The 24,811-nt window shown below is 73.8% G+C and carries 18 protein-coding genes; 9 read left to right on the forward strand and 9 right to left on the reverse strand.

The genetic code is table 11. The features are described 5' to 3' along the window. Window positions 1–96: 96 nt before the first annotated feature. A complete protein-coding gene (locus tag ABZT03_RS28985) occupies window positions 97–627 on the forward strand; it encodes a DoxX family protein (protein ID WP_356044595.1) in 531 nt (176 codons plus the stop codon). A 97-nt stretch (window positions 628–724) separates the two neighbouring features. Here ABZT03_RS28985 and ABZT03_RS28990 read toward each other — a convergent pair whose 3' ends face one another. Next, a complete protein-coding gene (locus tag ABZT03_RS28990) occupies window positions 725–982 on the reverse strand; it encodes a hypothetical protein (RefSeq protein ID WP_356044598.1) in 258 nt (85 codons plus the stop codon). Then, window positions 969–2,390 (reverse strand): PspC domain-containing protein, encoded by a 1,422-nt coding sequence (locus ABZT03_RS28995; RefSeq protein WP_356044601.1) that lies wholly within the window; start codon window positions 2,388–2,390, stop codon window positions 969–971. Before ABZT03_RS28995 ends, ABZT03_RS28990 begins: the two co-directional genes overlap by 14 nt. Window positions 2,391–2,578: 188 nt before the next feature. Here ABZT03_RS28995 and ABZT03_RS29000 point away from each other — a divergent pair, with 188 nt between their 5' ends. Together ABZT03_RS29000 and ABZT03_RS29005 are read left to right on the forward strand one after the other, a co-directional pair. After that, on the forward strand, window positions 2,579–3,871 hold the full coding sequence (locus ABZT03_RS29000) for a PspC domain-containing protein (RefSeq protein ID WP_356044604.1): 1,293 nt from the start codon (window positions 2,579–2,581) through the stop codon (window positions 3,869–3,871). Then, window positions 3,868–4,614, forward strand: a complete 747-nt coding sequence (locus ABZT03_RS29005; RefSeq protein ID WP_356044606.1) for a response regulator transcription factor — start codon at window positions 3,868–3,870, stop codon at window positions 4,612–4,614. The genes ABZT03_RS29000 and ABZT03_RS29005 overlap by 4 nt, the downstream gene beginning before the upstream one ends. 45 nt (window positions 4,615–4,659) lie before the next feature. Here ABZT03_RS29005 and ABZT03_RS29010 read toward each other — a convergent pair whose 3' ends face one another. Beyond that, complete coding sequence (locus ABZT03_RS29010; protein WP_356044608.1) at window positions 4,660–5,727, reverse strand: NlpC/P60 family protein; 1,068 nt, start codon at window positions 5,725–5,727, stop codon at window positions 4,660–4,662. Between the two features lie 516 nt (window positions 5,728–6,243). Here ABZT03_RS29010 and ABZT03_RS29015 point away from each other — a divergent pair. Then, a complete protein-coding gene (locus tag ABZT03_RS29015; protein WP_356044610.1) occupies window positions 6,244–6,597 on the forward strand; it encodes a hypothetical protein in 354 nt (117 codons plus the stop codon). A gap of 718 nt (window positions 6,598–7,315) precedes the next feature. On the opposite strand, the gene ABZT03_RS29020 is transcribed toward ABZT03_RS29015, so the two are convergent. Continuing rightward, on the reverse strand, window positions 7,316–8,305 hold the full coding sequence (locus tag ABZT03_RS29020; protein ID WP_356044612.1) for a tellurite resistance/C4-dicarboxylate transporter family protein: 990 nt from the start codon (window positions 8,303–8,305) through the stop codon (window positions 7,316–7,318). A 163-nt stretch (window positions 8,306–8,468) separates the two neighbouring features. Beyond that, window positions 8,469–9,629 carry an NlpC/P60 family protein gene (locus ABZT03_RS29025; RefSeq protein WP_356044614.1) on the reverse strand — a complete coding sequence of 387 codons (1,161 nt, stop codon included), beginning with the start codon at window positions 9,627–9,629 and terminating at the stop codon, window positions 8,469–8,471. A 312-nt stretch (window positions 9,630–9,941) separates the two neighbouring features. Between ABZT03_RS29025 and pcrA the strand changes: the two genes are divergently transcribed. Then, window positions 9,942–12,428, forward strand: a complete 2,487-nt coding sequence (gene pcrA, locus ABZT03_RS29030; RefSeq protein ID WP_356044616.1) for a DNA helicase PcrA — start codon at window positions 9,942–9,944, stop codon at window positions 12,426–12,428. Between the two features lie 51 nt (window positions 12,429–12,479). Here pcrA and ABZT03_RS29035 read toward each other — a convergent pair whose 3' ends face one another. Further along, on the reverse strand, window positions 12,480–14,012 hold the full coding sequence (locus tag ABZT03_RS29035) for a M23 family metallopeptidase (RefSeq protein ID WP_356044618.1): 1,533 nt from the start codon (window positions 14,010–14,012) through the stop codon (window positions 12,480–12,482). 373 nt (window positions 14,013–14,385) lie between these two features. Continuing rightward, on the reverse strand, window positions 14,386–15,252 hold the full coding sequence (locus ABZT03_RS29040; protein ID WP_356044620.1) for an alpha/beta fold hydrolase: 867 nt from the start codon (window positions 15,250–15,252) through the stop codon (window positions 14,386–14,388). A 641-nt stretch (window positions 15,253–15,893) separates the two neighbouring features. On the opposite strand from ABZT03_RS29040, the gene ABZT03_RS29045 reads away from it, so the two are divergent. Further along, window positions 15,894–16,310, forward strand: coding sequence for a cobalamin B12-binding domain-containing protein (locus tag ABZT03_RS29045; RefSeq protein WP_356044622.1), 417 nt, complete (start codon window positions 15,894–15,896; stop codon window positions 16,308–16,310). A gap of 152 nt (window positions 16,311–16,462) precedes the next feature. On the opposite strand, the gene ABZT03_RS29050 is transcribed toward ABZT03_RS29045, so the two are convergent. After that, entirely contained in the window at window positions 16,463–18,139 is a 1,677-nt protein-coding gene (locus ABZT03_RS29050; protein WP_356044624.1) for a DUF5691 domain-containing protein, read from the reverse strand. Between the two features lie 118 nt (window positions 18,140–18,257). After that, window positions 18,258–19,613 (reverse strand): SWIM zinc finger family protein, encoded by a 1,356-nt coding sequence (locus tag ABZT03_RS29055; RefSeq protein ID WP_356044627.1) that lies wholly within the window; start codon window positions 19,611–19,613, stop codon window positions 18,258–18,260. Between the two features lie 159 nt (window positions 19,614–19,772). Between ABZT03_RS29055 and ABZT03_RS29060 the strand changes: the two genes are divergently transcribed. From ABZT03_RS29060 to ABZT03_RS29070, 3 genes are all read left to right on the forward strand, one after another. Further along, the gene (locus ABZT03_RS29060; RefSeq protein WP_356044630.1) at window positions 19,773–20,903 is read left to right on the forward strand and encodes an AAA family ATPase; all 1,131 of its coding nucleotides are present in this window, start codon (window positions 19,773–19,775) and stop codon (window positions 20,901–20,903) included. A gap of 136 nt (window positions 20,904–21,039) precedes the next feature. Further along, the gene (locus ABZT03_RS29065) at window positions 21,040–23,499 is read left to right on the forward strand and encodes a DUF5682 family protein (RefSeq protein WP_356044632.1); all 2,460 of its coding nucleotides are present in this window, start codon (window positions 21,040–21,042) and stop codon (window positions 23,497–23,499) included. Next, complete coding sequence (locus ABZT03_RS29070; RefSeq protein ID WP_356044633.1) at window positions 23,496–24,662, forward strand: VWA domain-containing protein; 1,167 nt, start codon at window positions 23,496–23,498, stop codon at window positions 24,660–24,662. Before ABZT03_RS29065 ends, ABZT03_RS29070 begins: the two co-directional genes overlap by 4 nt. The last annotated feature ends 149 nt before the right edge of the window (window positions 24,663–24,811 follow it).

Consider the following 24,811-nt stretch of genomic DNA (forward strand, 5'->3'; position numbering starts at 1 on the left):
GAAAAACTGGCCGGAGGGGAATGAGTGGAGCCTCCCTCCCGTACGTATCGTTTTTCGAGGAGTCACGGCACGGCGGGCGAGAGGCGGCTGAGAACGATGACTCACGGCATACGGACGGACACCCACACCCCCTACGCGGGAGGCGGCGGCGACTGGCGGGACACCGCCACCCGGTACGCGCTGCTCCCGCTACGGATCTTCCTCGGCGTCACCTTCATCTACGCCGGCCTGGACAAACTCACCGACAGCGCCTTCCTGAAGGACTCCGGCGCCGGCTCCATCGGCGACATGATGCGCGGGGTCCGCGACAGCTCGGCCATCCCGGCCCTGGTCGACCTGTCCCTGAAGAGCCCGGTGGGCTTCGGGTACGCGATCGCCTTCGGTGAGCTGGCGGTCGGCATCGGCACCCTGATCGGGCTGCTCGCCCGCCTCGCCGCGCTCGGCGGGGCACTGATCTCCCTGAGCCTGTGGCTGACCGTGAGCTGGTCCTCCGACCCGTACTACTACGGCAACGATCTTCCCTACCTGATGGCGTGGATCCCGCTGATCCTCGCGGGCGCCTCGGTCTTCTCCGTGGACGCCGCCTTGCGCGGCCGACGGCGGCGACGCGGCGGAAGCTTCCGGTAGCGCGCGGAACCCGTCGGCGGCTCCTGTCCGCAGGGGCCGCCGACGGCTGTTTCACGCCGGTCGGCACCCCGGGGCAGGCCCCTGTCACCGAGGGCCGTCAGCCTGCCGTCTCCTGCTCCTGCTCCTGCCGCACGCGGGCGGCGCCGGCCGCACGGTCCGGGCCACGGCGTCTGCGCACGGCCCGGGTCAGCAGGCCGACCACGCCGGCGAGGCACAGGCCGCCGAGGACCACCGGGATGACCGCGAACCACGGGGTCTCCCAGAGTCCGCCCGCGTCACCCGCGTACAGCACGCCCGCGAGGGTGAGGAACGCTCCGGCCACCAGCTTCCCGGGCTGGAACTCATGACGCAGCACGGGTCACCTCCGCCTGTCCCACGCCCACCTGCACGTCGAGGTCGAGGACGCCCCCCGTGCCCTTGGCGCCCGTGGCGGGCGCCAGGGTCACCTCCTTGTTCCTGCCCGGCTGCACGTCCACGTCCTTCTTGTCGTCACCCGGCAACTGGATGTCGCCCACCCCCACGTCCAGATGCAGCCTCACCGTCAGGTCCGGCGGCACGATCACCCGCACCCGGCCCACGCCCACCTCGACCTCCGACCCCACGGTCCTCCCCCCGGCCACGTCCAGCCGTCTCAGGTCCAGGGTGCCGACACCGGTACCGAGGTCGTACTTCCGCTGCAGCTCCGCCACCGAGGCGGGCCGCCAGGTGGTGCGGACCCAGTCGGTGCCGATGTTCCCGGGCAGGGCGGCCGCGCCGGCGAGCAGGGCCGCCGTGACGATCGCCAGGAACACCGAACCCGCGCCCGTGCGCCCCAGGAACGCGCTGACCGCTATGCCCAGGCCGAGGACGATCAGCGCGCAGGCCAGCCCGGTCTGCAGGCTGGTGCCGAGCGCGTGGTCGTCCCAGGTGGCGCCCACACCGGCGCCCCCCGCGAGCAGGGCGAGCAGGAACACCCGGCCGCCGATCCAGCGTGGGCCGGGCGGCTTGGGCTGCGCGGCGCGCGCGGGGTTCACGGCCGGGCGACCGCCCCCGTACCCGCGCAGACCGATGCTGACGGCCGCCGCGACGTCACGGTCGAGCCGGTCCCTCGGACCCCACAGATAGCCGGTTCCGCCCTCGTGCGTGCCGTCCTTGACGATGGGATCGCGCCACCAGGACGGATATCCGGCGGGCACGGGCGGCGCCTGTGCCTCCGGCGGGGCGTCCGCGACGGCCTGGGCGGCCAGCGGGTCCGGGTCGGGGGTGCCCCGGTGCCGGGACCAGTACCCCGCGCCCGCGAGGAGCAGGGACAGCACCACGGCGAAGGCCAGCACCCCGCCGTTCTTGAGCATCGTCAGGAACACACCGCAGCCGACCAGCGCGAACAGCACGGCTGCCAGGGCCTGGCCGTCGACCCGGCCGGTCAGCAGCTTGCGCACCTCGTTCTCGTCCTCGTCGTCGTACGGGACGAACAGCCAGGCGAACCCGTAGAAGATGAGGCCGATGCCGCCGGTCGCGGCGAGCACGGCGAGCGTGATGCGGAAGATGACCGGGTCCATCTCGCACTGCCGCCCGAGCCCGGCGCACACCCCCGCGATCGTCTTCGACCGCCGGTCACGCCGGAACGCGTGGGGCGGGCCGGCCGACGTCGTGCCCTCGCCGGTGGCCGGCTCCTCGCCCGGGGCGGCCGCGGCGGGCGCGGCATCCCGCGGCCCGGCGCCCGGCGAGGGGCGTGGGCCGGAGCCGGATCCCGGACCCGTCGCGGCGTGCTCGTGCTCTGTCATGCGTCCATGGTGACGGGCGCGGCGCCCCGGCGGCAGTCCGCACGACCCTGGCCGGACCCTGATATCGCCCCTGAGCCGGCGCCGGGGAGGTGTTCGACCGGCCGCCGCCGCGACCGCGGTGAAGATCAGGGCAGTCTCGGGGGCCGACCCTGATGCTCCGGCCCCGGCGCCGTGTGACCATCGTTGGCATGCCGGAAGCCGCAGCAGCGCCCCTCGCCGAACCGCGGCCGCCGCGCAAGCTCTACCGCAGCAGTGACGGACGCTGGCTGGGTGGCGTGGCGCGGGGGCTCGCCGGGCACCTCGGGCTGCCCGTGATCTGGGTGCGGCTCGTCTTCGTCGGCCTGTTCATGGCGGACGGCCTCGGAGCCCTGCTGTACGCCGCGTTCTGGTTCTTCGTGCCGCTCGGCGTCGGCGGTGTGGGCGACCAGCGCAGCCCGGGCCTGGTCAGCGCCGAGACCGCGCCCGACGGCCGCCGCAGACTCGTGGCCCGCAAGCCGGACAAGGGCCAGATCGTGGCCCTGCTCCTCATGGTCGTCGTGGCCATGGTCTTCGTCAGCAGCGTCAACCTGGGCAGCGGCGCCAAGGCGTACCTCCTGCCGGCCGTCCTGGTCGGCGCCGGTGTCGCCCTGGTCTGGCGCCAGGCGGACAACGCGCGCCGGGCCCGCTGGGCCGAGGTCGGCCGCCGCCGCCGCACGCTGACCCTCCTGCGCTCCGGAGGCGGGGTCCTGCTGGTGACGGCGGGCGTCTCCGGCATCTTCGTGCTCCAGGGGTCCGCCGCCCACCTCGGCTCGGTCCTCCAGGCCGCCCTCGCCGTCCTCGTCGGCATCACCCTGCTCGCGGGCCCCTACCTGGTGCGCATGACGCAGGACCTCTCCGAGGAGCGCCTGATGCGCATCCGCGCCCAGGAGCGCGCCGAGGTCGCCGCCCACGTCCACGACTCGGTGCTGCACACCCTGACCCTGATCCAGCGCAACGCGGAGAGCCCGGCGGAGGTCCGCCGTCTAGCCCGCGCCCAGGAACGCGACCTGCGCACCTGGCTGTACAGACCGGAGGGCACCGGCAAGGACGAGGCGGACGAGCCGACCAGCGTCGCCGACGCCGTGCGGCGCAACGCGGCCGAGGTCGAGGACAAGCACGGTGTCCCCATCGAGGTCGTCGTCGTCGGGGACTGCCCGCTCGACGACAGGATCGGCGCACAGATGCAGGCCGGACGTGAGGCGATGGTGAACGCCGCCAAGTACGGTGGCGAGGGCGGCGCCGTACAGGTCTTCGCCGAAGTCGAGGGGAGGACGGTCTTCGTGTCCGTCCGTGACCGGGGTCCCGGCTTCGACCTCGACTCGATACCCGCCGACCGGATGGGCGTCAGAGAATCGATCATCGGCCGCATGGAGCGCCACGGCGGTACTGCGCGGCTGCGCGCGGTGCCGGACGGCGGCACGGAGGTCGAACTGGAGATGGAGAGGGCGGAGAAGACGTCATGAGCGACCCGACCGAGGCGAACGGCAGCACGGGAGCGGCGGAGGCGGCCGAGACCGGCGGGTCCGCGGGAGGCGGAGCGGGCGGGCGCCAGGTGCGCGTCGTCCTCGTCGACGACCACCGCATGTTCCGTACGGGCGTCCAGGCCGAGATCGGCCGGACCGAGGAGACCGGGGTGGAGGTCGTCGGCGAGGCCGCCGACGTCGACCAGGCGGTCACGGTGATCACCGCGACCCGGCCCGAGGTGGTGCTCCTCGACGTCCACCTGCCGGGCGGCGGCGGCGTCGAAGTGCTGCGCCGCTGCGCCCCGTTGATGGCCGACGCCGAGCGGCCCGTCCGCTTCCTCGCGCTGTCCGTCTCGGACGCCGCGGAGGACGTGATCGGGGTGATCCGCGGCGGCGCGCGCGGCTATGTGACGAAGACGATCACGGGCGCGGACCTGGTGGACTCCGTCTTCCGCGTGCAGGACGGCGACGCGGTGTTCTCCCCGCGGCTGGCCGGCTTCGTCCTCGACGCGTTCGCCTCCACCGACGCCCCGCCGGTCGACGAGGACCTCGACCGCCTCACCCAGCGCGAGCGCGAGGTGCTGCGGCTCATCGCGCGCGGCTACGCCTACAAGGAGATCGCCAAGCAGCTGTTCATCTCGGTGAAGACGGTCGAGTCCCACGTCTCGGCGGTCCTGCGCAAGCTCCAGCTGTCGAACCGGCACGAGCTGACGCGATGGGCGACGGCCCGGCGACTGGTCTGAGCCGGGGAGGGGCGGCCGGGGTCCGCTGAGGGCATCCGCGTCGCTCTACGCCACCCGCGTCGCCCCCGCGAACGGCATCTCGTCGATCGGGGCCAGGCGTACCGGAGCCGACGGGTTCGGCGCGTGGATCATCTGGCCGTTGCCCACGTAGAGGCCGACGTGGCTGATGCCGGAGTAGAAGAACACCAGGTCGCCCGGGAGCAGTTCGGAACGGGAGACGCGGCGGCCGGTGTCGATCTGCGCGTAGGTCGTGCGGGGCAGGGACAGCCCGGCGGAGCGGTAGGCGGCCAGCACCAGGCCCGAGCAGTCGAAGGCGTCGGGGCCCGTCGCGCCCCACACGTAGGGGCTGCCGAGCTTCTGGTAGGCGTAGGCGACGGCCGCCGCCGCGCGGGAGTCGGGCGCCCCGGCCGTGGCGGACGCGGGGGCCTGGAGGCTGTCGCGCGCCCCCGGGGTGAACCGCGAGGCACGGCCGGACCCCGAGTCGTCGGTGACCCGGGCGCGCTCGGTGGAGGACAGCCGGGACAGCAACTGCCGTGCCGCGCCGAGCTTCGCGGTGATCGTCTCCTTCTGCCGTCGCAGCTCCTTCCGGCGTGAGGTGAGCGAGTCCAGCTCCAGGCGGGCGGCCCCCCGCAGCTGCTCGATCTCCCGCAGTTGCGTGCGGACCTGACGGACGGCGGCGGCCTGCCGGTTGTTCGCGCGCTCGGCGAACGCGGCGCCGTCGAGGTACCGGTCCGGGTCGTCGGACAGGGCCAGCCGCAGCGAGGGGTCGAGGCCGCCCTCGCGGTACTGCGCCGCCGCCATCGAACCCAGCGCGTCCCGGGCGGAGTTGAGCTTGTCCTCCTTGCGGGCCGCCTCGTCCCTCAGCGTTCTCAGCCGCGTCTCGGCCGCGCCCGCCTTCTCCTTCGCGCCGTTGTACTTCTCGGTGGCGCCCTCGGCCTCCCGGTACAGCTTGTCCACCTTCGCCTTGACCTGCGACGGCGTCAGGTTCGGGTCCGCGTGTCCGATCCCGTCGAACCCCGTCGCGGTCGCCGCGCCCGCCAGGGCGATGGTCGCGGCGGCACGGACGGCGTTGCCGCCCGCCGTGCGCTGACGGGGCTTGCGATGCGCTGCCACGTGGACTGCACGTCCTTTCGTACGACCGCCGGTCCGTACGTCCACCGGGCCGGCGGACGTTCCGGCCGCCCGCGGGGTTCACCGGCCGTACGAGCGCCGGGGCAGCGGACGTACGGCCGCCCGGGGGCGGTTCACGCGTCCGGCGGCGGACCGCACAGGGGAAGCGGACCGCCGCCGGACCTTTCTCGGCGGTGGTGGCCGACTGCCGCCCCTGGCCCGGGCGGCGGTGGGGAGCCGGTCACCTGGTGGAGGACGCTAAACCTGATGGTGTCGGTGGGGTAACGCCTTGTACGGAACTGCCGGGTGCCGACCATCCTGTGACCGTAAGTGACCATCGGGCGCGACCTTGCCCGTCGACTTCACGCAGGGCGATGACCGATGTGGTGATTCCGGGACGGGCGGTGACCACGGAGTGCTATGAGGCGCATATATGCACCGGTCCGCGGGACGTCGTCCGTCGGCGAGCGGGTGGGGCGGTGCGGGGGGCGTCCGGGGCGCTGGTTAGGCTCCGGCCCCATGGACGTACTCATCCATCTCTTCGTCGGCCTGCACATCATCGGCATCGCCGCGCTCCTCGGCGGCTTCCTCACCCAGATGAAGGCCATGGGCCGGGGCACCGCCCGCTTCGTGCCGGGGATGCTGCACGGCGCCCTGACGATGCTGGTCACCGGCGTCGCCCTGGTCGGCCTCAACCAGGCCGACGACCAGTCCGTGAACAACATCAAGATCGGCGTGAAGCTGGCCCTGCTGATCGTGATCCTCGGCCTCGTCTACGTGAAGCGCGACGACGAGCAGGTCGACAAGCGCCTGTTCGGCCTGGTGGGCCTGCTCACCACGGCGAACATCTTCATCGCGGTCCTGTGGACCTGAGCCGCCGCCGGGCCTGAGCCGGCCGGACCCGAGCCGTCATCGGCCTGCGTTGTGGCCGGATCCGAGTGGGCCGAACCCGAGCCGTCCGTCCCCGGGCCTCAGCTGTCACCGGGTCTGAGCCGGCCGGACCGAGCCGCCCTCGGAATCGAGCCGTCGCCGGACCCGAGCCGGCCGGACCCCAGCTGTCCCCGGACCCGAGCCGGCCGGGCCCGAGCCACCGCCGGCCAGAGCCGGCCGGGTCTGAGTCGGCCAAACCCGAGCCGTCCGTCCCGGGCCTCAGCTGTCGCCGGGTCTTAGCCGGCCGGACCGAGCCGCCCTCGGGATCGAGCCGTCGCCGGACCCGAGCTGGCCGGGCCCGAGCCACCGCCGGCCAGAGCCGACCGGATCCGACTCGGCCAAACCCGAGCCGTCCGTCCCCGGGCCTCAGCTGTCACCGGGTCTGAGCCGGCCGGACCGAGCCGCCCTCGGAATCGAGCCGCCGGGCCAGACCCGACCGGACCCGAGCCGTCGCCGGACCAGCCGTCGCCGGGCCAGGCCTCTCCGGGCCAGGCCTCTCCGGGCCAGGCCTCTCCGGGCCAGGCCTCTCCGGGCCAGGCCTCTCCGGGCCAGCCCTCTCCGGGCCAGCCCTCTCCGGGCCAGCCCTCTCCGGACCAGGCCCCTCCGGGCCTGAGCCCTCTCCGTACCTGCCCTCGGGACTCCAGCCGTCGCCGGCCCCGGTTCACCGTCGTTCCGCCGCCCCGCCCTGCCCGTACGCCCCGCTTGCCGCCCCCGCGGCGACGGCCAGCCAGGCCGCCACCGCGATCCACAGGAGCACCTCTCCCGGCGTCCTCAGCCAGGGCACGTCCAGCGCGTCGGCGACGGACAGGGTCGCCACCGCCGTCATGCCCAGCGGGAAGACGGTCGCCCACCGTCGTACGTCGTAACGCGGCCGCGGCCGGGACAGTTCGGCCACCAGCAGGACGGCGTACCAGCCGAGGTCGAGCACCAGCAGCGCGACGGTCACCGCGCGCAGCACGTGACTGTCGTCGCCGCTCCACAGATACGGACCCGAACCGCCAGCCAGGACCAGCTTCGACCCGGCGAGCGCCGAGATGCCGAGCGCGCCGCCGGCCACCCAGTGGTCACCGGCCCCGCAGGTCACCTCCCGCAGGTCGAAGCGGGTCAGCGCCAGCGTGTAGAGCACGAGCCCGAGCCAGAACAGGACCATCGAGGTGTGCCCGAGCCAGGCCGTCGCCTCGGCCGCGGCGAGTGTCGCGCCGAGGACGACCAGCCCCTGCGTGGCGACACAGGCCAGGAACACCGTCCCCGGCATCCGCAGGCGCCAGTGCCGCAGGACGAGGACGAGCAGCCCCGGCCACAGCAGCGCGGCCAGCGCCAGCAGCGCCCAGGCCAGGGGCTGCCACCCCAGCGCGGAGAAACGGATGCCGAGCACGGTGGTCGCGGCCACCGCCGTCAGCGCGCCCGGTGTCCCCGCCTCCGCCACCCACCGCAGCCGGTCCCACAGCAGTCGTACGACGAAATCGGCCGCCAGGCCCAGCCAGGCGGCGCAGGCCGCCACCAGGGCGACGGCCGACAGGACCGCGTACCCCGTCGTGTCGAGGCCGACCGACAGGATGCCGGTCGCCAGCACGGCGGCCCCGGCGGCCGGGGGACGCCGGGCCCACCGAGCGCCGAGGAGGGAGCGGGGGGACGGGCCGGTGCCGGGCATGGGGCGATGGTAAGGAGCGGCGCGCGCCGTACGAGCGGGGCACGCGCGCGGGTGCCCCGAATACGCGCGGGCGCGGGAGGCGGCGGACGGCGCGTGGGGGTGCGGTTCGGCGCGGCACGACGGCGGGGCGCGGGAACGTCCGCCCCGCCGTCGCGCCGCCGGTTCAGGCCGGGCGCACCACGCTGTGGATCGCCGACTCGCCGCCGTAGTAGATCGACTCCTCGCGGACGTACGCGCCCGGCTTGGGGGCGTGGATCATCATGCCGTTGCCGATGTAGACGCCGACGTGGCTGATGTCGCCGTAGAAGAAGACCAGGTCACCGGGCTGGGCATCGGCCAGGGGGACCGTGGTGCCGGCGTCGACCTGGTCGTAGGTGGTGCGCGGGAGGGTGACGCCGGCGGCCTTCCAGACGGCCTGGGTGAGGCCCGAGCAGTCGTAGGACCCGGGGCCGGTGGCGCCCCAGACGTACGGCTTGCCGATCTGGGCGCGGGCGAAGGCGAGCGCCGTGCGTGCCTTGCCCGCGTAGGAGGAGTCAGCGGGCGCGGAGGACGGGGTGGAGGGCGAGCCGGTGGAGCCGCCGTCCTGCTGCCCCGCCGTCTCCTGGGACGCCGGCCGGCCGGCCTGCTGCCGCGCGAGTTCCGCGGCCTTGTGCGCTGCCTCCCGGCGCCGCTTCTCCTCGGCCGCGGCGAGCCGGGCCTTCTCCTCGGCCGTCAGCTTCGACAGCAGCTCCCGCGCGTCCGACAGTTTCTTCTGCACGGTGGCCTTGGCCGTCCGGAGAGCGCCCTGCGTCGCGTCGAGCGTCTCCAGGCTCCGGCCGGCCTCCTGGCGCTTCCGGGCCGTCGAGGACTGCTCGGTGACGTAGTCGTCGACCGCGCTCTTCTGCCGGCTGGTCAGCCGGCCCATGAGCTGGCTCTGGTCGAAGTAGTCCTGCGGGGAGTCGGCGAGCAGGAAGGTCGCGGTGTCGGGGGCGGTGGCGCCGGTGCGGTACTGGGCCGCCGCGAAGGAACCCAGCTCCTCCCGCGCCTCGTTCAGCTTCTGGGTGCGCCGGGCGACGTCTTCGAGCAGGGTGTCGACGTTCCTGCGCTGCTTCGCGGTCTTCTCCTTCGCCGCGTTGTACTTCTCGGTCGCCGACTCCGCCTGGCGGTACAGGTCGTCGACCTTCTTCTCGACTTCCTCGATGCTCGGGTCCCCGTCGGTCCGGGGAGCGGCCTGCGCCGTCTGGGACAGCAGGGCCACGGAGGTGAGGGCGGCCGTGGCGAGGACGGGGGTCCGTATGCCTGCCGCGCGCGTCCCCGTGGGACGCGACTTGCGGTGCGACGCCAAGACTGGCGACTCCTTCCAGGTTCCGCCTGGTGGGGCAGCGGTCGGGGTACCCGGCGGGCCGTCGGTGCGCCGGGGAGGCGGCGGGCGGGTGGTCCGGAAGGGTTGCACCGCGGCCCGCCGGGAACGGTAGCCAACGGGTGCGGCCTCTGTGAAGGTTGATGTGCGATATGCCCGATACGTTTTCGTGACCTTCCGCCGGGCGTCGCTCGCCGTGGTCGTTCCGGTGCGATCCGCACAGGCCGTGGCCCCGTGCGGGGATGTTTTCCGGGGCGGCAGTGGGTTGTCGGTGGCGCACCCTAGACTCGGAGAGCGATGAGCAGCCTCTTTGACGACAGCTTCCTGGCGGACCTCAAGGCCCCACGGGCCCGCGAGGAAGAACACCCGCCGCCGCCCGAGGACGATCATGTGCCGGAGCCCGTTCCGGACGATCTGTTCGGCGGGAAGTTCGACGCGCCGCCGGATCGTGACGCCTACTACCGCGACGGCGCCCCCCGCCCCCCGGTGGACCCGGCCGCGCTCCTGGAGGGGCTCAACGAGAACCAGCGCGCGGCGGTCGTCCACTCCGGCGCGCCCCTGCTCATCGTGGCCGGCGCGGGCTCCGGCAAGACCCGTGTGCTCACCCACCGCATCGCGCACCTCCTCGGCGAGCGGCACGTGCATCCGGGCCAGATCCTCGCGATCACCTTCACCAACAAGGCCGCGGGTGAGATGAAGGAGCGCGTCGAGCAGCTCGTCGGCCCGCGCGCGAACGCGATGTGGGTGATGACCTTCCACAGCGCGTGCGTGCGCATCCTGCGCCGCGAGAGCAAGAAACTCGGCTTCACGTCCTCCTTCTCGATCTACGACGCCGCCGACTCCAAGCGTCTGATGGCCCTGGTCTGCCGCGACCTGGACCTCGACCCCAAGCGCTACCCGCCGAAGTCGTTCAGCGCCAAGATCTCGAACCTGAAGAACGAGCTGGTCGACGAGGAGGACTTCGCCGCTCGGGCCAACGACGGCTTTGAGAAGACCCTCGCGCAGGCCTACGTCATGTACCAGTCACGGCTGCGCGAGGCGAACGCCCTCGACTTCGACGACCTGATCATGACGACGGTCAACCTGCTGCGCGCCTTCCCGGACGTCGCCGAGCACTACCGCCGCCGCTTCCGCCACGTCCTGGTCGACGAGTACCAGGACACCAACCACGCGCAGTACGCGCTGGTGCGGGAACTCGTCGGCACCGCCGAACACCCGGTGGACGTGCCGCCGGCCGAGCACGACCTGCCGCCCGCCGAACTGTGCGTCGTGGGCGACGCCGACCAGTCGATCTACGCGTTCCGCGGCGCGACCATCCGCAACATCCTCCAGTTCGAGGAGGACTACCCGAACGCGACGACGATCCTGCTGGAGCAGAACTACCGCTCCACGCAGACGATCCTGAGCGCGGCGAACGCCGTCATCGAGCGCAACGAGTCCCGCCGACCCAAGAACCTGTGGACCAACGCGGGCGCGGGCGCCGGCATCACCGGGTACGTCGCCGACACCGAGCACGACGAGGCGCAGTTCGTCGCCGACGAGATAGACCGCCTCACCGACGCGGGCGACGCGAAGGCGGGCGACGTCGCCGTCTTCTACCGCACCAACGCCCAGTCCCGTGTCTTCGAAGAGGTCTTCATCCGCGTCGGCCTGCCCTACAAGGTCGTCGGCGGCGTCCGCTTCTACGAGCGCAAGGAGGTCCGGGACGTCCTGGCCTACCTGCGCGTCCTGGCCAACCCGGAGGACTCGGTGCCCCTGCGCCGCATCCTCAACGTGCCCAAGCGGGGCATCGGCGACCGCGCCGAGGCGATGATCGACGCCCTCTCCCAGCGCGAGAAGATCAGCTTCCCGCAGGCCCTGCGCCGCGTCGACGAGGCGTACGGCATGGCCGCGCGCTCCACCAACGCCGTCAGGCGGTTCAACACGCTGATGGAGGACCTCCGTACGATCGTCGAGTCGGGCGCCGGACCGGCCACCGTCCTGGAGGCCATCCTCGAACGCACCGGCTACCTCGCCGAGTTGCAGGCGTCCACCGACCCGCAGGACGAGACCCGCATCGAGAACCTCCAGGAACTCGCCGCCGTGGCCCTGGAGTTCGAGCAGGAGGCCGGTGAGGGCGAGGCCGCGGGCGGGCTCTCCGCCTTCCTGGAGCGGGTGGCCCTGGTCGCCGACTCCGACCAGATCCCCGACGAGGACGAGGACGGTTCCGGAGTCATCACCCTGATGACCCTGCACACCGCCAAGGGCCTGGAGTTCCCGGTCGTGTTCCTGACCGGCATGGAGGACGGCGTCTTCCCGCACATGCGTGCCCTCGGTGAGCCCAAGGAGCTGGAGGAGGAGCGGCGCCTGGCGTACGTCGGCATCACGCGCGCCCGTGAGCGGCTGTATCTGACGCGGTCCTCGCTGCGCAGCGCGTGGGGACAGCCGTCGTACAACCCGCCCTCGCGGTTCCTGGAGGAGATCCCGCCGCACCACGTCGACTGGAAGCGGACCGGAGCCACGGTGCCGATGCCCTCCGGTCCGGCGTCCGGGATCGCGGCCTCCCTGTCGTCGTCCCGCTCCCGCTCCTCGGCCTCGGGCGCGTCCGGCTTCGCCACCCGGCGGACCGCGGAGAAGCCGGTGGTCTCCCTGGCGGTCGGGGACCGGGTGACGCACGACCAGTTCGGGCTCGGGACGGTCGTCGGCGTGAAGGGCACGGGCGCTGCCGCCGAGGCCACGGTCGACTTCGGCGACGTCAAGCCGAAGCGGCTGCTGCTGCGGTACGCGCCGGTGGAGAAGCTGTAGCCGCACGAGAAGAGCCCCCGCCGGACGGCGGGGGCTCAACGGCACCAGGTTCTACGTCGGGTTGATGCCGTGGCTGCGCAGCCACGGGAGCGGGTCGATCGCGGAGCCGCCCGCCGGCCGAACCTCGAAGTGCAGGTGCGGGCCGGTCGAGTTGCCGGAGTTCCCGGAGTACGCGATCGGGTCGCCCGCCTTGACCGTCGTGCCGGAGGCGACGCGGTAGGTGGAGAGGTGGCAGTACCACGTCTCCGTGCCGTCCTTGTCGGTCAGGATCAGCATGTTGCCGTAGGCGCTGTTCCACTGGGTGCGGACGGTGCCGTCGGTCGCGGCCATCACCGTGGTGCCGTAGGCGACCGGGAAGTCGATGCCGGTGTGCACGGACATCCAGTTGACGCCTGCCTGGCCGAAGTAGGCGCTGAGGCCGTGCTGCGTGACCGGAAGCGCGTACTTGGGACGCAGCCGCTCCTTGCGGGCCGCCTCCGCCGCCGCCTTCTTCTTCTCGGCCTCCTGCTGGGCCCTGAGGTCGATACGTTCCTGCGTACGGCTGGCCCGGTCGGCGAAGTCGTCGGCGCCCGCGGACAGGCTCTTCAGCTGGACGTCCAGCTTGTTGTTCGCGGCGGACGGGTGGACGGCGGTCGCGTCGGACGCGGTGGCGGTGGTGTCGCTGCTGTCGTCGGTCAGGGGGCCGACGGAGGCGGCGGCGATTCCCGCGACGCCCATCACGCACGCCGAGGGGACGGCCACCGTCAGGAACGCCGACCGCTTGGGCGGCGGACGGCGGCGCGAGCGGGACGCCGCGCGGGCGGCCGGGGCCGGGGCGGTCTCCTCCTGGTCGTCGAGCAGCGGTGCCACGGAGGCCGACTCGCCGGTGGCGCCCGACTCGTCGTCCTCGACGGGGTGTTCGTCGTAGGAGAACTGCTCGAAGGTGGCCGTGGGCTGCTGGTCGAACGGGGTCGGGTGCTCCTCGAAGGACTCGGCCTGCGGGCCGTGGTCCTCCGTCGGCGTCGCCGTGTCGCCGGTGCCGCCGTCGGCGTTCCACTGGGTGGCGTCGTAGGCCCCGGTGTCGAAGGTCTGCGTGCCCCAGTTCCACTGCTGCGTCGGGTCGGCCGGCTCGCCGGCCGCCTGGTCGGGCTGCAGCCAGGCGCTCGCGTCCCACTGCCCGCTGGTGTCGGGGGCCGTGGCCTGCGACGGGATCACGGGGAGCTGCTCGTGCCCGGCGGCCCACGCGGCGTTGTCGTACCCGCCGGTGTCGTAGCCGTGCTGCTGGGCCGCGTACACGTCGTGGTTCAGGTGGCCGCCGTCGGTCCACGCCGACGTGTCGTAGCCACCGGTCGCGGGTCCGTCCCCCGGGAGGTTTCCGAACAGCGGGTCGGCCTCGAAGGTCGCGGTACGGCTGCCCGCGTCGAACCCGTGGGTGTCGAATGCGTGGGGGTGGGAACCAGTGTGGTCGACGGTGTTCACGGCGCCGTACGTGGCGAAGTCACCGTACTGGCCTTCCTGACCGCCGTAGGACGCATAGTGCGCGGAGGCGGCGTCGGAAGCCGGAGCCGGGGTGGTCATGGTCCCCGACGGGTGACGATCGTTCACCAACTTCTCTTTCGCCTCGACAACAGGGGCTGCCAGAGCAGTGCGGCGACTGTACCCGGCGGTACGCGGGCGCGACAATCTTCGGCAGGTTTCGTCCTTGCGGGAAACGGGCATTCGGCCGTGTTTCGGGGGACTGCGGACGCGGGTTTGGCCCTGTGTTCGAAGAGTGTTCGATGCGCGTGGGCTGTCGGGGGCCTGTTTTTCCGCTGTGGCGGCGGTTGTCGGCGTGACGGCGACGCGGTGCGCGGGGGTGCATGCGCGCTCCGGGAGCCGTGGCGACGCGACCTCGGGCACGGTGGTCGGGCGCCGTGGTGGCGGCAGCCCCTGTGATGGTGGTCGTAGTGGGGGTGGCGACGGGCGTGACGCAGGTGCGTCAGGCCACCGTCAGGCCGGTCGCCCGGGGGACGGCCTCGGCCGCGGTCCGCGCGGTGTCGAGGACCTGCCGTATCCCGGTGGCGACGGCGGGGTGCACGGGCAGCGCGAGATGCCCGACCCCGCTCACCCGCACGTTCTCCGCCGACAGGTCGGGATGCTCGATGCAGGCGGTCTCCAGCGGGTCCATCAGGTGGTCGAGATCGCTCCAGAAACTCACGAAGTGCGTACGGCAGCCGGGCGCGGGCCGGGTCAGCTCGGTGAGGAGCTCGGAGCCGGGGCGCATCTGGCGCACGATCGGGTGGGCGTTCGCCAGCGGCGCCACCCGTGTGCCGGCGTGGGGCGTGCCGAGCGTCACCAGCGTCCGCACGCGGAGGTCGCCACCGAGGCGCTGCACGTAGTAGCGCGCTATCAGGCCGCCGAGGCTGTGCCCGACGATGTCGACCCGGTCACTGCCCGTGCGCGCGCAGATCTCCTCGATGTGCCGCCCGAGCAGCTCGGCCGCCGTGCGGATGTCGCAGGTCAGCGGCGAGTAGTTCAGCGACTCGATCCGCTGCCTGCCGTGCTGGGCGAGGCTGCGGCGCAGCAGGAGGAACACCGAGCGGTTGTCGATGAAGCCGTGCAGCAGCACGACCGGCGGCTTCGCCTCCGTGGGCAGCTGGGCCGTGCCCTGCGGTACGGGCAGAGGCGAGAGCGGGCCCCGTCGCTCCTGGACGATGCCCGACGGATAGAGAAGGAGGTGACCCGCGAGGATCGCGATCTCCAGCGCGGTCGCCTTCAGGAGGGCCACGGACAGACCCGCCAGCCGGGTGGGCAGAAGACGCTGGCAGAGCGGAAGAAAGGGCAGCGCTGCCCCGGTGACCTTCATGGCCGACCTCCTGTCGGCACACAGGGGGACTGCTCTGTCCCCCATGTGCCCTCGGGGGAGATCGCGACGCGGGTGGTCGGCGAGGATGCCCGAACGGCCCGAGGGGGGAGGGTGCGGCGTACGGCGCGGTGCGTTTCCCGTGGCGGCCGTGCCGGTGGAGGCGGCAGTGCCGGTGGGGCCGGTGGTGCTGACTTTCCTGACGGTGCCGGTGGTGCCGATGGTGCGCCGATGACGTGCCGGGGGTCCCTGCCGGTGTGGCGACGAGTCTCCCCGCTGTCGTGCCGTACCTGCCCTGCGTGCCTTTCGTGCAGTCGCCGAAGCACCGCACTGTCACGACGCGCGGCCTGCGGCGCGGCGATGCGGCGACCTCGTTGCGGCTCCCGTTGCGCGTGGTCCCGCTGTGGCATGTGGGGAGCGGGTGCCCGTGGACCTTGTGCCACAGGGGCCCGCGCCGCGCGTGTCGCAGAGACTCGGAACGGTGCGCTGCTGATGTGTCCCATCGTGTGATTTCCCCCTCGGTGCGCACCGCGAAACTGCCGGTTGCGGGATGCTGGCGATAACGTTCGTTCACTTCCCCGGCCGGTGTGGGTACCGAGGTACCTGTCGGTAGGGATGAATGCATTCGCTTCATGGAGGCAGTGATGGGTGTGGCAGCCGGTCCGATCCGCGTGGTGGTGGCCAAGCCGGGGCTCGACGGCCACGATCGCGGGGCCAAGGTGATCGCGCGGGCGCTGCGCGACGCCGGTATGGAGGTCATCTACACGGGGCTCCACCAGACCCCCGAGCAGATCGTCCACACCGCGATCCAGGAGGACGCCGACGCGATCGGCCTCTCGATCCTCTCCGGAGCGCACAACACGCTCTTCGCGGCGGTCATCGAGCTGCTGCGCGAGCGGGACGCGGAGGACATCAAGGTCTTCGGCGGCGGCATCATCCCGGAGGCGGACATCGCGCCGCTGAAGGAGAAGGGCGTCGCGGAGATCTTCACGCCCGGCGCGACGACCGCGTCGATCGTCGACTGGGTGCGGGCGAACGTACGCCAGCCCACCGGGGCGTAGGGCTTCCGGCGGCCGGGCCGTCGGCTCCGGGTGCCGGCCGACCGCGGGCCCGGTGTCCGGCCGGCGCACCGGCAGGGCACGCGCCCGCCCGCGACGCCGGGCGGGCCGCGCTCCGGGGCGCCGCCCCCGGCCGGAGCGGTCCCCGGGACTGCTCAGCCAAACCGTGGCGAGTCCCCGGCGGCCGACGCGGCCGGCCTCCCGGCCGGCGCCCGGAGTTCCTCCGCCATCGTCCCGCGCAGGCGCAGGGTGGTGACCAGGCGCTGGAAGGCCTCCGCCCAGTACTCCCCGGCGCCCGGCGACGCGTCCTCCCGTTCGTCCGGCACCGCGAGCAGCCCGTCGAGACGCTTCGCCTCGGCCGGGTCCAGGCAGCGTTCGGCCAGGCCCATCACTCCACTGAAGCTCCATGGATAGCTCCCTGCGTCCCGCGCGATCTCGAGCGCGTCCACGACCGCACGCCCGAGCGGTTCGGCCCACGGCACAGCGCACACCCCGAGCAGCTGAAACGCCTCGGAAAGCCCATGGGTGGCGATGAACCCGGCCACCCATGCGGCCCGCTCGGCGGCGTCCAGCCGGGCCAGCAGCTTCGCGCGCTCCGCCAGGGACACCGCTCCCGGGCCACCGGCCTCCGGCGCCGACGGCAACCCGAGCAGGGCCCGGGCCCAGGCCGGGTCACGCTGCCGAACGGCCGCCCGGCACCAGGCCGCGTGCAGTTCGCCCCGCCAGTCGTCGTTCACCGGCAGCGCCACGATCTCCTCCGGCGTACGGCCCCCCAGCCGGGCGGACCACGTCCCCAGCGGGGCCGCCTCCACCAGCTGGCCCAGCCACCAGGAGCGTTCGCCCCGGCCCGCGGGGGCCTTGGCCACGACGCCGTCCCGCTCCATGCCCGCGTCGCACTCGTGCGGCGCCTCGACGGTCAGGGCCGGCGTGCCTTGCGTGCGGTCGAGGGCCACGCACGCCCCGGCCCGTACCGCCATCCGCCCGGCGAGCGCGGACTCCGGCAGCGCCGACAGCAGCTCCGCGGCCGTCGCCCGGACGTTGCGGCTCCGGTCGGCCAGCGCCTGCTCCAGGAACGGCTCGTCCGCCGGGCCCAGACCGGTGCGCAGCGAGTCGAGGAACATCAGCCGGTCCTCGGCGCGCTCGGTCGCCCAGGTCGTGGCGAGCAGGTCGCGCGCGGCGGCGGGGTCACGGTCCCGCAGCGCGCCGAGCAGGGCGACCCGCTCGGCGAACAGTCCCTCCTGCCACAGCTCCCGCACCCGGTCCGGGTCGTCGGCGGGCGGCAGCGCCGCGCCCTGGCCGGATGTCGCGCGCAGCGCGAACCGCCAGTCCGGGTTCAGCCGCGCCAGCCACACCGCGCGCGGTCCGGCGAAGGCGAGCGCCGCCGGCCGTAGGTCCGTACGCCCCCGGGCGGCGTCGAGCAGTGCGGGCACGGCTTCCGCGGGCGCCGCGTAACCGCGGGCGTTCGCGGTGGCGAGCCACTGCGGCAGCAGCTCCATCAGGTCGGGTGCCGCGCCTCTGCGGCCACCGCCGCCGGTGCCGGGCCGGTCGGCCAGCAGCATCGTGAGCCTGCGGGCCGCCGGGGCGGGCAGCGGTGGACGCGGATCCTCCGGCGCGGGACGCGGACGCTCCGCCGCCGGTGCCGCACGCAGCCCGGCCCGCCGCCGTACGGTCTCCACGGCGGCCGCGTCGAGCAGCGCGACCGGTGCCTCCCGGCCCGGACCGGCCCCTGGCGGCGTGCGCCGGTCCGTGCCGAGCAGGGCGACGGTGACGAGTTCCTCCCAGGCACCCTGAACGGGCGAACCCACCGAAGCCGGCGCGGGGGTCCTGTTCATGAGCTTCCTTCCATCTGGTGCCGATATGTGGTGGAAGTCCCGTCCGTGCCGGGTGTCCCGTGGGAAGGCACCCATGCACGGTCCGGGAGACGGACCGGGTCGGTGTGTGCCGGGTGGCTCAGCACAGGGGGACCGCCTCGCCCGGGCCCGCCGGCCAGGCCGTCAGGGGGGTGAACCCCCGGTGACCGCACTCGCCGAACACGGTGACGGGGGCGCCTCCCGACAGGGCGACCAGCCGCCACAGGCCGGGGCGGGAGACGGCCGAGGGGGTGAGCGGCAGTGCCGTGTCCCCGCCGGCGTCCGCGAGCTGCCAGGAGGCGCCGTCCGGAGTGGGTACGACCCCGTCCAGCGTCACCGGGACCGAGTCGAGCCACGGGTCGGCACGCAGCGCCTCGCCGTAACGGGCCGCCGCTTCGGCGGGTGTCACCCCCGGCGGCCGTATCGCCGCCGGTGCGGGCGGTGCGAACTGCTCGCCCAAAGCCGCCCGCGGCTGCCCCGCCCCCGGATACGCGCACACCTCGGCCTCCAGCGCCAGGCCCACCGGCAGGGCGAGCTCCGGCGCGCGGCCGGCCGCCCCGTAGGACAGGAGCAGCGCCGTACGGTGCGACGCGGCGCCGTACAGCCAGATCCGGCGGGTCGTCAGGCGGGCGTCCGCCGTGTCGTACTGCGCGAGGACCAGCCAGCGGTCCCGCACCGGCGGGCCGTCCGCCGAACCGGGCAGGCCGACACGGGAGCGGACCGTCGCCGCCAGATCCTCCGGGAGCCGCTCGCGGCGCAGCCAGCCCTGGTCGAGGAGGTGCAGCAGCGCGCACTCCTCCAGCAGCCGCACCGGCCAGCCGGGCCCGGACGCCGGGACGGCGCCCAACTCCCGCACCCGCGCTGCCAGTCCGGGGGCCTGCGCGTCGACCATGCGGGCCGCTGTCTCCTCCCACAGTCCGTAGCCCGCCTGCTCGGCGCCGGCCAGGCCGCCCCGCAGCAGGTCCGCCAGACGCTGCTCCAGCTCCGCCGCGCCCGCCGTGATCCGCTCGGCGCGACGCCGGGCCCGGCGCCGGGCGGCCTCCGGGTCAGCGGACCCGGCGGGGGAACCGGACGCCTCCGCCGTCCGTTTCTCCTCCGTACGTCTGCGTCTGCCACCGAGCCACTCCGCCGCCCAGCCCGGTGGCCGCGCCGACGGCACCGCGCCGTCCCCGCCCGCCCAGAGCAGCAGCAGCCCGAGCGCGTGCTTGCACGGGAACTTGCGGCTCGGACAACTGCACTTGTACGCGGGACCGGCCGCGTCCGCGAGGTCGATGACCGTCTGATACGGCTTGCTGCCGCTGCCCTTGCACAGCCCCCACACCGTCCCCTCCTCGCCACTGCCCGCCTCGGACCACGGTCCGGCCGCGCCGAGTTTGCTTCCCGCTTTGCGTGAGGCGGCGTCAGGTGCCAGTGCCAGCACCTGATCCGCAGTCCAGCGCACCCCCTGCTGAGTCATGCTGCCGAAGGTAGGTCCCGGCACTGACAATCGGTCCCCGCGCCCGATCCGACAGCCCCCTGCCGACGGTGTTTCCGCAGGTCGGATCGCATTGTCAGTGGCGTGGTGCACGGTGGACACCAGATCGAGAACCGGCCGAGCTGGAGGGGGTCCTCAGCCATGTCTGTGTCCGTGGAACCGCAGTCCGTCGAAGTGAGCGAGAACGAGCCGGGCGAGGCGTTGCGTCCGCACGCCGAGGACGCCTTCGCCGCCGAACTCGCAGCGCTGGCCGCGCACGACGACCGTCCGCGCCCGACCCGCTGGAAGCTGTCGCCGTGGGCGGTCGCCACCTACCTGCTCGGCGGCACGCTGCCCGACGGCACGGTGATCACCCCGAAGTACGTGGGGCCGCGCCGGCTCGTGGAGGTCGCCGTCACCACCCTAGCCACCGACCGTGCCCTGCTCCTGCTCGGGGTGCCCGGCACGGCGAAGACCTGGGTGTCGGAGCACCTGGCCGCGGCGGTCAGCGGGGACTCGACCCTGCTCGTGCAGGGCACGGCGGGCACCCCGGAGGAGGCCATCCGCTACGGCTGGAACTACGCGCAGCTCCTCGCCCACGGCCCGAGCCGCGACGCCCTCGTGCCCAGCCCGGTCATGCGGGCCATGGCGGAGGGCATGACGGCCCGGGTAGAGGAGCTGACCCGCATCCCGGCCGACGTGCAGGACACGCTCATCACGATCCTGTCGGAGAAGACCCTGCCGATACCTGAACTGGGCCAGGAGGTGCAGGCGGTCCGCGGCTTCAACCTGATCGCCACGGCCAACGACCGCGACCGCGGTGTCAACGACCTCTCCAGCGCCCTGCGCCGCCGCTTCAACACGGTGGTGCTGCCGCTGCCGGAGAGCGTCGAGGCCGAGGTCGACATCGTCTCCCGGCGGGTCGACCAGCTCGGCGCCTCCCTCGGCCTGCCGGCCGCGCCCGACGGCATGGACGAGATCCGCCGTGTGGTGACCGTCTTCCGCGAGCTGCGCGACGGCGTCACCTCCGACGGCCGTACGAAGGTGAAGTCGCCCAGCGGCACCCTGTCGACCGCCGAGGCGATCTCCGTCGTCACCAACGGCCTCGCCCTGGCCGCCCACTTCGGGGACGGCGTGCTGCGGGCCGGGGACGTCGCCGCGGGCATCCTGGGCGCCGTCGTGCGGGACCCGGCCGCCGACCGCGTCGTGTGGCGGGAGTACCTGGAGGCGGTCGTCCGCGAACGCGACGGCTGGAAGGACTTCTACCGCGCGTGCCGTGAGGTGAGCGCGTGAGCGACAGCCCGCGGGGGAGGTGCCGCGGACCGGTGGCGGCCCACGGTCGCCGCAGCGGTGAGCACGGCCGGTGCGGCGAGGCCGGGAAGGTGCTCGGGGACGACTCGAGCCGGTCCAGGAGAGGAGGGAGGCGGGCGTGACAGGCGAACACGAGTCCGGCGGCCGGTGGCCCGGCGGGGCGGGGCAGCCGCTGCTGCTCGGCGTGCGGCACCACGGCCCCGGTTCGGCGCGGGCCGTACGGGCGGCGCTGGCGGCGGCCCGGCCAAAAACCGTGCTGATCGAGGGCCCGCCCGAGGCCGACGCCCTCATCCCGCTGGCCGCCGACGAGGACATGCGCCCGCCGGTCGCCCTGCTCGCCCACGCCGTGGACGAGCCCGGCCGTTCGGCCTTCTGGCCGATGGCCGAGTTCTCCCCGGAGTGGGTCGCGATCCGCTGGGCCCTGGAGCACGGTGTCCCGGCCCGTTTCATCGACCTCCCGGCCACGCACACCCTGGCGTGGGGACGGGACCCGGAGAGCGAGTCCGGCGGACCCGCGGGCCCGGCCGGCGAGGAGATCCCGCAGCCCGCGGAGGACGGGGCGTGCGGCACCGGCGGCGAGGGTGACGGTGGGACGGCGACCCGCCCCGACGTCCGGATCGACCCCCTCGCCGCACTCGCCGGGGCCGCCGGCTACGACGACCCCGAGCGCTGGTGGGAGGACGTCGTCGAGCACCGCGGCCCGGGCGAGGGGGACCCGTTCGCGCCGTTCGACGTGCTCGAGGAGGCCATGGGGGCGCTGCGGGAGACGTACGGCAGCGGGGGCCACGACCGGGATCTCGTCCGTGAGGCGTACATGCGGCTCCAGGTGCGGGCCGCGCAGCGCGAGTTCGGGGAACGCGTCGCCGTGGTCTGCGGGGCCTGGCACGTGCCCGCACTGCGGGAGAGGACCACCGTCGCCGCCGACCGGGCACGGCTGAAGGGACTGCCCAAGGTCAAGGCGGACATGACCTGGGTGCCGTGGACGCACCGCAGGCTCTCCCGCGTCAGCGGCTACGGCGCCGGCATCGACTCGCCCGGCTGGTACGGCCATCTGTTCGCCGCCTCCGACCGGCCCGTCGAGCGGTGGCTGACCAAGGTGGCGGGACTCCTGCGCGCCGAGGACCGGCTCGTCTCCTCGGCGCACGTCATCGAGGCGGTGCGGCTCGCCCGGACGCTCGCCGCGATGCGCGGCCGCCCCCTGCCGGGCCTGACCGAGACCACCGACGCGGTGCGGGCGGTGATGTGCGAGGGCTCGGACGTGCCGCTGGCCCTGGTGCACGACCGGCTGGTCGTCGGAGACGTGCTGGGCGAGGTGCCGCGCACGGCGCCCGCGGTGCCGCTGCAGCGCGACCTCGACCGGCTCCAGCGCAGCCTGCGCCTCAAACCGGAGGCACTGGAGCGGGAGTTGGAACTCGACCTGCGCAAGGACACCGACGCCGGGCGCAGCAGGATGCTGCACCGGCTGCGGCTGCTGGGCGTCGCCTGGGGCGAACCGGCCGCCTCGCGGGGCAGCACGGGCACCTTCCGCGAGACCTGGCGGCTGCGGTGGGAGCCGGAGCTGTCCGTGCGGGTCGCCGAGGCCGGCGTGTGGGGGACGACCGTCCTCGCGGCCGCGACCGCCAAGGCGGAGGCCGACGCCGTGAGCGCGCAGGGCCTCGCCGAGGTCACCGCGCTCGCCGAGCGCTGCCTGCTGGCCGAACTGCCGGACGCGCTGCCGGTGGTGATGCGGGTCCTCACCGACCGGGCGGCGCTCGACACCGACGTCGGCCACCTCGCCCAGGCCCTGCCCGCGCTGGTCCGCTCCCTGCGCTACGGCGACGTGCGCGGCACGGACACCCGGGCGCTCGCGGAGGTCGCCGCCGGCCTCGCCGAGCGGGTCTTCGTCGGCCTGCCCCCGGCCTGCGCCGCCCTCGACGCCGACGCGGCCGAGGACATGCGGCGCCATGTGGACGCCGTGCACGGGGCGGTGGGGCTGCTGGCGGACGCACGCGAGCAGCAGGTGGACCCGGAGCGCCGGGACCCCGCGTCCGGCGGCGGGCGCGACCTGCGCGGACGCTGGCACGCGGTGCTGCGGGTCCTGACCGGACGGGACACCGTGCCCGGGGTCGTCCGCGGGCGCGCCGTACGACTTCTGCTCGACGACGGTAAGTTGGCGCAGGACGACGCGGCACGGCTGATGGGGCTCGTGCTGTCGCCGGGGACCCCGCCGCAGGACGCGGCCGCGTGGATCGAGGGCTTCGTCGGCGGCGGCTCCGGCGGCGGAATGCTGCTCGTGCACGACGAGCGGCTGCTGGCGCTGGTCGACGACTGGCTCACCGGCGTCCCGGCCGAGGCGTTCACCGACGTCCTGCCCCTGCTGCGGCGCACCTTCTCCGCGTACGAACCCGGAGTGCGCCGGACGCTGGGAGAACAGGTCCGCCGGGCGCCGGAGGAGCGGAGCGGCGGCGCGAAGAGCGGGCACTTCGGCATACCCGGCTTCGCGGCCGACCTCGACCCCGGGCGCGCGGACGCCGTGCTGCCGGTGGTGCGCCTGCTGCTGGGCCTGGACGACGACAACCTCGTGGGAGTGGACGGATGACGACGAGCGAGCCGGCGGACCCGGCACGGGAGCGGCTGCGCCGCTGGCGGCTGGTCCTCGGGGGCGACGCGGCCGACGGCACCGGATGCGCGCTGTCCGGACAGGACGCCGCGATGGACGGGGCGCTCACCGCGCTCTACGGCAACGGGGACAGGCCACGGAAGGGGCGGGACCGCTCGGCGGGGCTCGGTGCCTCGGCGCCGTCCGTGGCGCGCTGGCTCGGGGACATCCGCACCTACTTCCCCTCCTCCGTCGTCCAGGTCATGCAGCGGGACGCCATCGACCGCCTCGGGCTGTCCACGCTGCTCCTGGAACCGGAGATGCTGGAGGCGGTGGAGGCCGACGTGCATCTCGTCGGCACGCTCCTCTCCCTCAACAAGGCGATGCCCGAGACGACGAAGGAGACGGCACGTGCCGTCGTGCGCAAGGTCGTCGAGGACCTGGAGAAGCGGCTCGCCACCCGTACCCGGGCCACCCTCACCGGCGCCCTGGACCGCAGCGCCCGGATCAACCGGCCGCGCCACCACGACATCGACTGGAACCGCACGATCGGAGCCAACCTCAAGCACTACCTGCCGGAGTACCGCACGATCGTCCCGGAGCGGCTCATCGGCTACGGGCGGGCCTCCCGGTCGGTGAAGAAGGAGGTCGTCCTGTGCATCGATCAGTCGGGGTCGATGGCGGCGTCCGTCGTCTACGCGTCCGTGTTCGGGGCGGTGCTGGCCTCCATGCGGTCGATCGACACGCGGCTCGTCGTCTTCGACACGGCGGTGGTGGACCTCACCGACCAGCTCGACGACCCGGTCGACGTCCTCTTCGGCACGCAGCTGGGCGGCGGTACGGACATCAACCGGGCCCTCGCGTACTGCCAGTCGCAGATCACCCGCCCCTCGGAGACCGTGGTCGTGCTGATCAGCGACCTCTACGAAGGGGGCATACGGGCCGAGATGCTGAAGCGGGTCGCGGCGATGAAGGCGTCCGGGGTGCAGTTCGTGGCGCTGCTCGCGCTGTCCGACGAAGGGGCGCCCGCCTACGACCGGGAGCACGCCGCCGCGCTCGCCGCCCTGGGCGCGCCGGCCTTCGCCTGCACACCGGACCTGTTCCCGGAGGTGATGGCGGCGGCGATCGAGAAGCGACCGATTCCGGTACCGGACACGGCCTGACGCCCGAAACGGACATGACGGCCCATCGGTGACGGGGGGCTTGCGCGGCCTCGGGAGTCTCGTGCGAGGATCGGCGGCGCGTGACGGTGCCTCCGCGCTCCGTCGGCCCCTCACCCTCCGTACCGCCGCACGGGAGGAACCGCCCCCTC

The sequence above is a fragment of the Streptomyces sp. NPDC005574 genome (assembly GCF_040605435.1).
GTDB lineage: Bacteria > Actinomycetota > Actinomycetes > Streptomycetales > Streptomycetaceae > Streptomyces.